The organism is Fuscovulum blasticum DSM 2131, from assembly GCF_003034965.1.
Classification (GTDB): Bacteria; Pseudomonadota; Alphaproteobacteria; order Rhodobacterales; family Rhodobacteraceae; genus Pseudogemmobacter; species Pseudogemmobacter blasticus.
Window position 1 is genome coordinate 1 of sequence record NZ_PZKE01000036.1, and the last position, 8,492, is coordinate 8,492.

The following is an 8,492-nucleotide window of genomic DNA, read 5'->3' on the forward strand; positions in this document are numbered from 1 at the left end:
GTGGACACAAAACAAACAGCACGCTGAAACTCTCAGCGTAACCACCGCCTTGCCTCCGGTATTTTTGTTACGAAGGTCTTCGCCTCCGCTTCCGCAACTTCCGAACCGCGTTTCCGCGTCCCGTCCGCTTCGGTGAGGCGGTATTTACGTCCGGGCGCCGGGGGTCGCAAGAGGAAAATCGCGTCATGTGACGATTTTTTGTCAGAAGCCATGTTTTCCAAGGTTTTTTGGCTCTCCCCTGCCCTTCTCAGGGCAGGGGTGCCTGTGGAAAAGTCAGGCGAATCCCGGCCCTTGGTGGGTAATGCGCCCGCCAGAGACAGTCAGAGCGATTCCCGTGGCCCCGATTCCCAGCGGCGGCAGCGATTCGAGATCGCCGTCGATCAGCACCAGGTCCGCTGCCAGACCCGGCTTCAGCGTTCCCGTCACATCGTCCAGATGCGCCGCCCAGGCTCCGCCGGCTGTGTAGGCGTATAGCGTCTCCATCAGACCCACCCGCTCATCCTGACAACCGGCATAGGGCACGCGGGTCAGGGCGGCCTGGATGCCCCGCATCACGTTCACATCGGTCACCGGCCAGTCGCTGGCATAGGCCAGCGGCGCACCATGGTCGGCCAGGGTCTTCCACAGATAGGCATCCTTCCAGCGGTCACGGTGGAAGACATGCTCCATGGTGGACATCGGGAACTCCATCGCACCGGGCGGATGGGGCGGTTGCACGCTGGCTGTAATCCCCAGCGCGCCCAGCCGGGGCACGTCGGCCCGGTCGATCAACTCGATATGCTCGATCCGGTGCCGGCTGTCGCGCGGCCCGTTGGCCAGCCGCGCCGCCTCATAACCGTCGATCGTCACCTGCACCGCCCCGTCGCCGATGGCATGAACCGCGATCTGCAACCCGCGCCGGTCGATCTCGATGCAGATCTCCTTGAACCGGGCCGGATCGAACAGCGGCTCGCCCTGCTCGTCCGTGCCCGGATAGGCGTGCAGCATATAGGCGGTCCGGCTGTCCACCACGCCATCCTGAAACATCTTCACGAAGCCGGACCGCACCCATTCGCCCTTGAACTCTTCGGCCATGGCGCTGGCACGGGACAGTTCGGACAGTTCCATATGCGGCTTCATGTGGAACGGCACCACCACGCGGGCGGTCAATCGGCCCTCGGCCTCAAGCTCCTTGAGCAGCACGCAGGTGTAGCGGTTGCCATCCATGTTCACCATGCTGGTGATGCCGTGCCGCGCGCAATGCGCGAGCCCCGCCACGATCTTTTCCTTGTCGGCCGCCCGTTGTGCGGCATCGGGCCAGGGGTCCGGCTCTCCGCCGGTGGCGATGCCCAGTTGCAGATGCGCCTCGCCCCCCAGTGCCAGAACCGGACCGAAGGCCTCAAATTCGCGCAACTCGCCGGTTGCCGTGCCATCGGGGGCCATCACCACCACATGGCCATGTGGTGTGTCGGCGCCGTGCAACAGGCCCGCCTGCGTCAGCGCCAGCGTGTTGGCCCAGACCGTGTGATGATCCGGCGCCATCATCGCGATCGGCCGGTCCGCGATCACCGCATCCAGATCCTGCCGCGTCACCGGATGATCAAGAATCTCATAGGCCGCCCCCTGGGCCAGAAGGATCGGCCGGTCGGGATTGGCCGCCGCATAGGCGTGGAAGGCCGCCTTCAGCGCCTCGAACCCCGCGACCCCGACCAGTTGCAACTGCTCAAGCTCGGCCCCGCCCAGCACCAGATGCAGGTGGCTTTCCACGAAACCGGGAAGCAGCGTCCGTCCGTCCGCGTCGATCACCACGGTGTCCGGGCCGGAAAGCGCATCCATGTCTGCCGATCTGCCCACGGCAAGAATCCTGCCACCGGCACAGGCAACCGCCTCGGCGCGCGGCCGGTCCGGGTCCATGGTCAGCACTCTGGCATTCGTAATGATCAGGTCAGGCTGACGGTCGTCCACGTTCATTTCATCTGTCCTCAAATATCCCACGGGGGTCCGGGGGTGTGAAACCCCCGGTTCCTGCGCTCAGCGAACCGCGACGCGCTCAGCCATCACACAAAGCATCTCGAACATCAGGTTGACGCCCAGCCAGGCCGTGCCGCCCGAGGCATCGAAGGGGGGCGACACTTCGACCAGATCCGCCCCGACCACATCCAGCCCCCGCAGCCCCCGCGCCACCTGCAACGCCTGCCAGCTATTCGGCCCGCCCACCTCGGGCGTTCCGGTGCCCGGGGCGAAGGTCGGGTCCACAAAGTCGATGTCATAGGTCACATAGGTCGGCCCGGCGCCCGCGATCTCGCGCGCCTCGGCCATCACATCCTCGGCGCCGCGCGCATGGAATTCGGCGATGGGAATGATGCGGATGCCGTTCGCGGCCGCGAAATCCCAGTCGTCGCGGCCATAGGCGGTGCCCCGGATACCGATCAGACAATAGCGTTTCGGGTCCACCAGCCCTTCCTCCACCGCCCGGCGGAACGGGGTGCCGTGGTTGTAGCGGCTGGTGCCGAAGTAGATGTCGTTCAGGTCGGTATGGCTGTCGAACTGGATCAGCCCCACCGGCCGCGCCTTCGCCACCGACCGCAGGATCGGCAGCGAACACAGATGGTCGCCGCCGGCCGTCAGCGGCCGGATGCCGGCCGCGACCACCCGGTCGTAGAAAGCCTCCATCCGCGCCATCGAATCCATCAGGTCGGCAGGGTTCGGCGCCACATCGCCCAGATCGGCGCAGCGGGCCAGGTCGAAGGGCGCCACCCAGGTCGCGCCGTTCGCCGCCCGGATCATGGTGCTGAGATCGCGCAACTGGCGCGGCCCGTGCCGTGGGCCGGGGCGGTTCGTGGTGCCGCCATCCCAGGGTGCGCCGATCAGGCCGATCTGCACCTCGGGAAAGCGCGGATGGTCAAAGGGCACATGCGGCAGCCGCATGAAGCTGGGCACGCCCGCGAATCGCGGCAGATCAAAGCCGGAAACCGGCCTGAAGAACGCATCCGTCACCATAACCTCCTGTCATGCCCTGCAATCGGGGGCATCCAAACACCCCGCCGGGGCGCTGTCAGGCCTGCTGGCGACACATTGGGGCGGGATTTCCGCCTGTGGTGATCCGGCGCACACGCCTCCCCCTTGACCGTCGCCCGGCGATTTCACCTTATCAGGGCAATCCAGACAGGGAATACCCAGATGTTTTCCAAATCCGCCGACCCGACCGCCGCGCCCGCCTCGCGCCCTGCATCGGGTGCGCCTGCAAGCCGCTCGGTCCTTGGCTCTGATCTGCGGATCACCGGCGAAATCACCTCGGCCGGCACGGTCGAGGTTTATGGAGAGGTCGACGGCAATCTTTCGGCCGATGTCCTGACGGTGGGGCAGGACGGGCGGATCTCGGGTTCGGTCAGCGCGCAGACGGTTGAGGTGAAGGGGCGGCTTGACGGCAAGGTGCAGTCGGGCAGCTTCACCATGCGCGCCACCTCGCAGGTGACGGCGGAAGTCGTCTATTCGACGCTTGTCATCGAAAGCGGCGCCCAGATCGAAGGCCGCTTCGCCCGCCCCAAGGTCTGAACGGCGCCACGCGGGCCTTCACCCCCGCGCCGGGGGAATGGAATAGGTCAGGCTGGCCCGCGCCACCGGCTCGGGGCTGCCTTCGCTGAACAGCATCACATCGCCTACGGCCAGCGCGCGGCCCAGTTTCAGCACCCGCGCCTCGGCCAGCAGGTCGCGCCCCGCCGAAGGCTTGCGCATGAAGTCGATGGCGCAGTTCGTTGTCACCGCCAGCGCCACCGGCCCGATCCGGCTGAGGATCGCCAGATACATTGCCACATCGGCCAGCCCGAACATGGCCGGGCCGCTGACCGTGCCACCCGGCCGCAAATGGCGCTCGGCCACCTTCAGCCGCAGCGTGACGCCCGCCGCATCGGCCCGGTCCACCGCGAAATCCTCGGCCACCTGTCCGAAGTCACGCCGCAGGAACGCCTCCAGCGCCCCGGCATCCATCTGCAATTCCGTCAAAGACCCTTCCCCCCGTCCTTCCGCGCCCCTACCCTGCCGCGAAGCCACGGGGGGATGCAATGACCGAGCCTTTGATCCTGCGCCAGGACGATACCGGCGTTACCACGCTGACCCTGAACGCCCCGGCCAGCCTGAATGCCCTGTCGGATGCGATGCTGGACGCACTTTCAGCCAGCTTTGCCGCGCTTGCGCAAGACAGCAGCAGCCGCGTGATCGTCCTGCGCGGTGCGGGGCGGGCCTTCTGTGCGGGGCATGACCTCAAGGAAATGCAGGCCGCCCGCACCGCCGCCGACAAGGGGGCCGCCCGGTTCACCGACCTGTTCGCCCGCTGCGCCGCAGTGATGCAGGCCATTCCGGCCCTGCCCCAGCCGGTAATCGCGCAGGTGCATGGCATTGCCACCGCCGCCGGCTGCCAGCTTGCCGCCTCCTGCGATCTGGTCACCGCCGCCTCGGATGCGCGGTTCGGGGTCAACGGGGTGAACATCGGCCTGTTCTGTTCCACCCCCATGGTCGCGCTGACCCGCAAGGTGCCGCCCGCCATCGCGTTCGAGATGCTGACGACCGGCGAATTCCTGTCCGCCGACCGCGCCCGCGAGGTGGGTCTGGTGAACCGCGTCGCCCCGCCGGACTCACTGGATGCGGTGACCCAGGCGCTTGCCCGCACGCTGGCCGGCAAGCTGACCGCAGCGGTCCGCATCGGCAAGCGCGCCTTCTATGACCAGCTTGGCCTGCCGCTGGACCAGGCCTATGCTCGAACCGGACAGGTGATGGCGGAAAACCTTTTGTGGCGCGATACCGAGGAAGGGATCGCCGCCTTTCTGGCAAAGCGCAAACCCGACTGGGCCTGATTGGCTGACCGGCAGGTTCAGACCCGGCGCAACAGTAGTGCCGCCGTCGCCAGCCCCGCCAGTGCCATCAGCCAGGTCGCGGCATAGACCGCCGGTGTGCCGCCCATCGCCAGCAGCGCCGCCCCGACCGAAGGCGCGGCGGCGCTGGCCAGAATCGGCGCAATCGCCACCGCGCCCGAGATCGCGCCAAAGCCGTCGCGGCCCAGGGTTTCGGCCACCAGCACCGGCCGCAGGATCGACAGCAGCCCGGCCCCGGCCCCTTGCAGCACGGCAAAGGCAAAGATCAGCGGCATCGCCGCCCCCGCCGCCCACAGCAACCCGCCCGCCACCACGACCGAGGCCAGCGAGGCCAGCGTTGCTGTCGCGGTCGAGATGCGGGCGCCCGCCATCAGCAGCGCCAGCCGCCCGGCCACCTGTGCCGGCCCGACACAGGCCGCCGCCGTGGCCGCAAGCGCCGGCCCGGCGCCGCGGTCCTGAAACAGCACCAGCACATAGGTCAGCAGGATGCCGTGATTCAGCCAGATCAGCGCCACCGCCCCCGAAATCGCCCAGAAGGCCGGCTTCGCCAGCGCCCGGCGCAGCGCCCCGGGGGCATCCGCCGGCCGGGCCAGCCCGGCCACGCGCGCCTTGCGGCGCAGGCGCACCACCGCGATGACGTTCATCGGCACCACCATCCCGGCAATCATGGCCGCGAACACCAGCATCCCGCCCTGCCCGCCGAAGGCCTGCCCAAGCACATGCCCCAGCGGAAAGGCCAGCGTTCCGGCAAAACCCGCCACCAGCGTCACCCGGGTGATCGCGGCCCGGGCATCGCCGCCCAGACGGCGGGTCAGGAAGGCAAAGCAGGTCTCGTAAAGACAGGCCGCCTGCGCCACCCCTATGATCGCCCAGCCAAGGTTCCAGCCCAACGGTGACCGGACCAGCCCCAGCAGCAGAACCCCGCCCGCCACCATCAGCGGCGCCCAGATCAGCAGCTCACCGCCGAAACCGCGATCAACCAGCCGGCCCGACCACAGGGTCAGCCCGGCCATGATCAGGAACCCCAGCGTCGGGCCGGCCGCGAAGGTGGCCTTCGTCCAGCCCAGATCGGCCTCTAGCGCGGGCAGAAGCGCGGGAAAGGAATAGTAGCTGCCCGCGTAAAGCAGGGTCTGCCCCAGCGCCAGAAGCCAGACCGCCGCTGCATCCCCGCTGTCTGCCTCCGGCGTCACACCTCGTAGATCCCGCCGAACTTGGCCTCCAGATAGTCCAGCAGAGGTTCGGGCGACGGCTCGAAGCCGCAAGCCTGCGCGATCACCTCGCGCGGGGCCATCAGCGCACCGTGGCGCTGCACCTTTTCACGCAGCCATTCGGTTGCCGGCGACGGGTCGCCCGCGGCCATCCGGGCATCCAGATCCGGCAGGTCGGCGCGCAGGGCCCGATGCAGGCAGCCGGCATAGACATTGCCCAGCGTATAGGTGGGGAAGTATCCGAACAGCCCCACCGACCAGTGCACGTCCTGCAACACGCCATGGCTGGGCCGGTCAACCGCCACCCCGAAATCGGCCTTGAACCGATCATTCCAGGCGGTTTCCAGATCGGTCACGTCCAGTTGGCCGCGCATCAAGGCCCGCTCCAGATCGAAACGCAGCATGACATGCAGGTTGTAATGCACCTCGTCGGCCTCGGTGCGGATATAGCCGGGCCGCACCCGGTTGACCGCGCCGAAGAATCCGCGCGCCGAACCGATGCCGAAATCGCCGAACCGATCTCGCATCTCGCCATAAAGCCAGCCGGTGAAGGCTTCGCTGCGGCCAAGCTGGTTTTCGAAGATCCGGCTCTGGCTTTCATGGACGCCCATCGAAACACCCTGACCAATAGGCGTCAGCAGATAGTCGGGGTCGACGTTCTGTTCATAGGCGGCGTGGCCGACTTCGTGGATGGTCGAATACAGGCAGTTGAACGGATCGGATTCCGAAACCCGCGTGGTGATCCGCACGTCATTGCCCGACCCGCTTGAGAAGGGATGCACCGCAATGTCGATCCGGCCGCGGCTGAAATCATAGCCGAAGGCGGCGGCCACGTCGCGGGCCAGCCGCAACTGCGCCTCGGACCCGAAATTGCCTTCCAGCGGCGCGGGTTGCTTCGCAGCCCCCAGCACCCGTTCGCGCAGCGCCACCAGACGCGGCCGCAACGCGCCGAACATCGCCGCGATATCAGCGCCGGTCATGCCGGGTTCGTAATCATCCACCAGCGCATCATAGGGATCGCCCCCTTGCGCCAGCGCGGCCCCCTCCTCGCGCTTCAGGCGGATCACCTCGGTCAGCGTGGGCAGGAAGGCCGCCACATCGTCGGCTGCCCGCGCCTCGGCCCAGATGCCCTGAGACACGCTGGTCACGCGGGCAATCTCTTGTGCCAGGTCCGCCGGCACCCTGGTTGCCCGCGAATGGGCCCGCGCCACCCGCGCGACCTGCGCCTTGGCCACCGCGCCTTCGGGTTCCACCGCATCCAGCCATTCGGCGATCCGCTCGTCGGTGCGCCGCGCGTGCAGAACGCCCTCCATCGCGGCCATTTCCTCGGCGCGTTGCAGGGCCGAACCGCGCGGCATCACGGTTTCCTGGTCCCAGCCCAGCCGACCGGCCACCGACTCAAGCGCCGCGGTTTCGCGCACATGCGCCAGAAGCGCCTCATAGGCATCGTTCCGCATTGTCATGCCGTCCCTTCCCGGATCGACCCCGCCACGGGGTATTGAGCAAGGTGCCGCGCCCGAAGGATCAGCACCCAAAGGATCACCGCGCCGATCTGGTGGGTGATCGCCACATGAAGATGCGCGCCCGTCAGCACCGTGACGATGCCAAGGCCCAGTTGCGCCACCAGCATCAGCATTACCATGTGGAAGGCAAAGCGCGTCTGGCCATGCGCCGACTTGCGGCCCCGGATCCAGGCGACGATGCCGAAGGCGAACAGCAGGTAGCCCGCCATCCGGTGCAGGAACTGCACAAGGCCGGGGTTTTCAAAGAAGGCGTGCCACAGCGGCAACGTGCCCCCCTGCCCGTCGGGCACATAGAAGGCATCGGCGGGGAAGAAGGTCTCGCCCATCAGCGGCCAGGTCGGGAAGGCGCGTCCGGCGTCGATGCCCGCCACCAGGGCCCCCAGCAGGATTTGCAGAAAGGCGAAATGCATCAGGCCGGTGGCCATGCCGGCCAGCTTGCCCTCGCGCCCGCGACGGGCGGTCATCAGCGCGGCCTCGCTGCGGCCCAGAAGCAGGATGTAATTCGCCAGCAGGCCAAGGATCACGAAGGCCACGCCCAGATGGAAGGCCAGCATGTAGCTGGCAACGCTGACCATCGAACCGACAAGGCCGGACTTGACCATCAGCCAGCCCACCGCACCCTGCGCCCCGCCCAGCAGTCCCACGCCCAGAAGCCGCCCGGTCCAGCCCGGCGGAATGGATTTGCGCAGCAGGAACCACAGAAATCCCGCGGCCCAGACAAGCCCGACCAGGCGGCCCAACTGCCGGTGGCTCCATTCCCACCAGTAGATCGACTTGAAGTCATCTACCGTCATCTGGCTGTTCAGCAGGGCGAATTGCGGGGTCGCCTTGTATTTTTCGAACTCGACCGCCCAATCTGTTTCCGACAGGGGCGGCACCATGCCGGTCACGGGGCGCCATTCGGTGATCGACAA

At 67.4% G+C, this 8,492-nt stretch carries 8 protein-coding genes; 2 read left to right on the top strand and 6 right to left on the bottom strand.

The window, feature by feature from the left end; genetic code table 11:
- Nucleotides 1-273: 273 nt before the first annotated feature.
- Together C5F44_RS17245 and C5F44_RS17250 are read right to left on the bottom strand one after the other, a co-directional pair.
- Nucleotides 274-1,950, bottom strand: coding sequence for an amidohydrolase (locus tag C5F44_RS17245; protein WP_107674850.1), 1,677 nt, complete (start codon nt 1,948-1,950; stop codon nt 274-276).
- 60 nt (nt 1,951-2,010) lie between these two features.
- The gene (locus tag C5F44_RS17250) at nt 2,011-2,979 is read right to left on the bottom strand and encodes an agmatinase (protein WP_107674851.1); all 969 of its coding nucleotides are present in this window, start codon (nt 2,977-2,979) and stop codon (nt 2,011-2,013) included.
- A 180-nt stretch (nt 2,980-3,159) separates the two neighbouring features.
- On the opposite strand from C5F44_RS17250, the gene C5F44_RS17255 reads away from it, so the two are divergent.
- The gene (locus C5F44_RS17255; RefSeq protein ID WP_107674853.1) at nt 3,160-3,534 is read left to right on the top strand and encodes a bactofilin family protein; all 375 of its coding nucleotides are present in this window, start codon (nt 3,160-3,162) and stop codon (nt 3,532-3,534) included.
- 18 nt (nt 3,535-3,552) lie between these two features.
- Here the strand turns inward: C5F44_RS17255 and C5F44_RS17260 are convergent, their stop codons facing one another.
- Entirely contained in the window at nt 3,553-3,966 is a 414-nt protein-coding gene (locus C5F44_RS17260; RefSeq protein ID WP_107674855.1) for a PaaI family thioesterase, read from the bottom strand.
- Between the two features lie 74 nt (nt 3,967-4,040).
- Here C5F44_RS17260 and C5F44_RS17265 point away from each other — a divergent pair, with 74 nt between their 5' ends.
- Nucleotides 4,041-4,829: an enoyl-CoA hydratase gene (locus C5F44_RS17265; RefSeq protein ID WP_107674857.1), complete on the top strand. Its 789-nt coding sequence runs from the start codon at nt 4,041-4,043 to the stop codon at nt 4,827-4,829.
- A 17-nt stretch (nt 4,830-4,846) separates the two neighbouring features.
- On the opposite strand, the gene C5F44_RS17270 is transcribed toward C5F44_RS17265, so the two are convergent.
- The 3 genes from C5F44_RS17270 to C5F44_RS17280 all read right to left on the bottom strand — a co-directional run.
- On the bottom strand, nt 4,847-6,037 hold the full coding sequence (locus tag C5F44_RS17270) for an MFS transporter (RefSeq protein WP_107674859.1): 1,191 nt from the start codon (nt 6,035-6,037) through the stop codon (nt 4,847-4,849).
- A complete protein-coding gene (locus C5F44_RS17275) occupies nt 6,034-7,512 on the bottom strand; it encodes a carboxypeptidase M32 (RefSeq protein WP_107674861.1) in 1,479 nt (492 codons plus the stop codon). The genes C5F44_RS17270 and C5F44_RS17275 overlap by 4 nt, the downstream gene beginning before the upstream one ends.
- A gap of 2 nt (nt 7,513-7,514) precedes the next feature.
- Nucleotides 7,515-8,492: COX15/CtaA family protein (locus C5F44_RS17280; RefSeq protein WP_107674863.1), on the bottom strand; the 978-nt coding region annotated here is incomplete at its 5' end.

What these genes read in the sequence shown, in the direction of transcription:
- C5F44_RS17245 (WP_107674850.1), bottom strand. Translation starts at nt 1,950, where the DNA reads ATGAACGTGGACGACCGTCAGCCTGACCTGATCATTACGAATGCCAGA.
- C5F44_RS17250 (WP_107674851.1), bottom strand. Translation starts at nt 2,979, where the DNA reads ATGGTGACGGATGCGTTCTTCAGGCCGGTTTCCGGCTTTGATCTGCCG.
- C5F44_RS17255 (WP_107674853.1), top strand. Translation starts at nt 3,160, where the DNA reads ATGTTTTCCAAATCCGCCGACCCGACCGCCGCGCCCGCCTCGCGCCCT.
- C5F44_RS17260 (WP_107674855.1), bottom strand. Translation starts at nt 3,966, where the DNA reads ATGGATGCCGGGGCGCTGGAGGCGTTCCTGCGGCGTGACTTCGGACAG.
- C5F44_RS17265 (WP_107674857.1), top strand. Translation starts at nt 4,041, where the DNA reads ATGACCGAGCCTTTGATCCTGCGCCAGGACGATACCGGCGTTACCACG.
- C5F44_RS17275 (WP_107674861.1), bottom strand. Translation starts at nt 7,512, where the DNA reads ATGCGGAACGATGCCTATGAGGCGCTTCTGGCGCATGTGCGCGAAACC.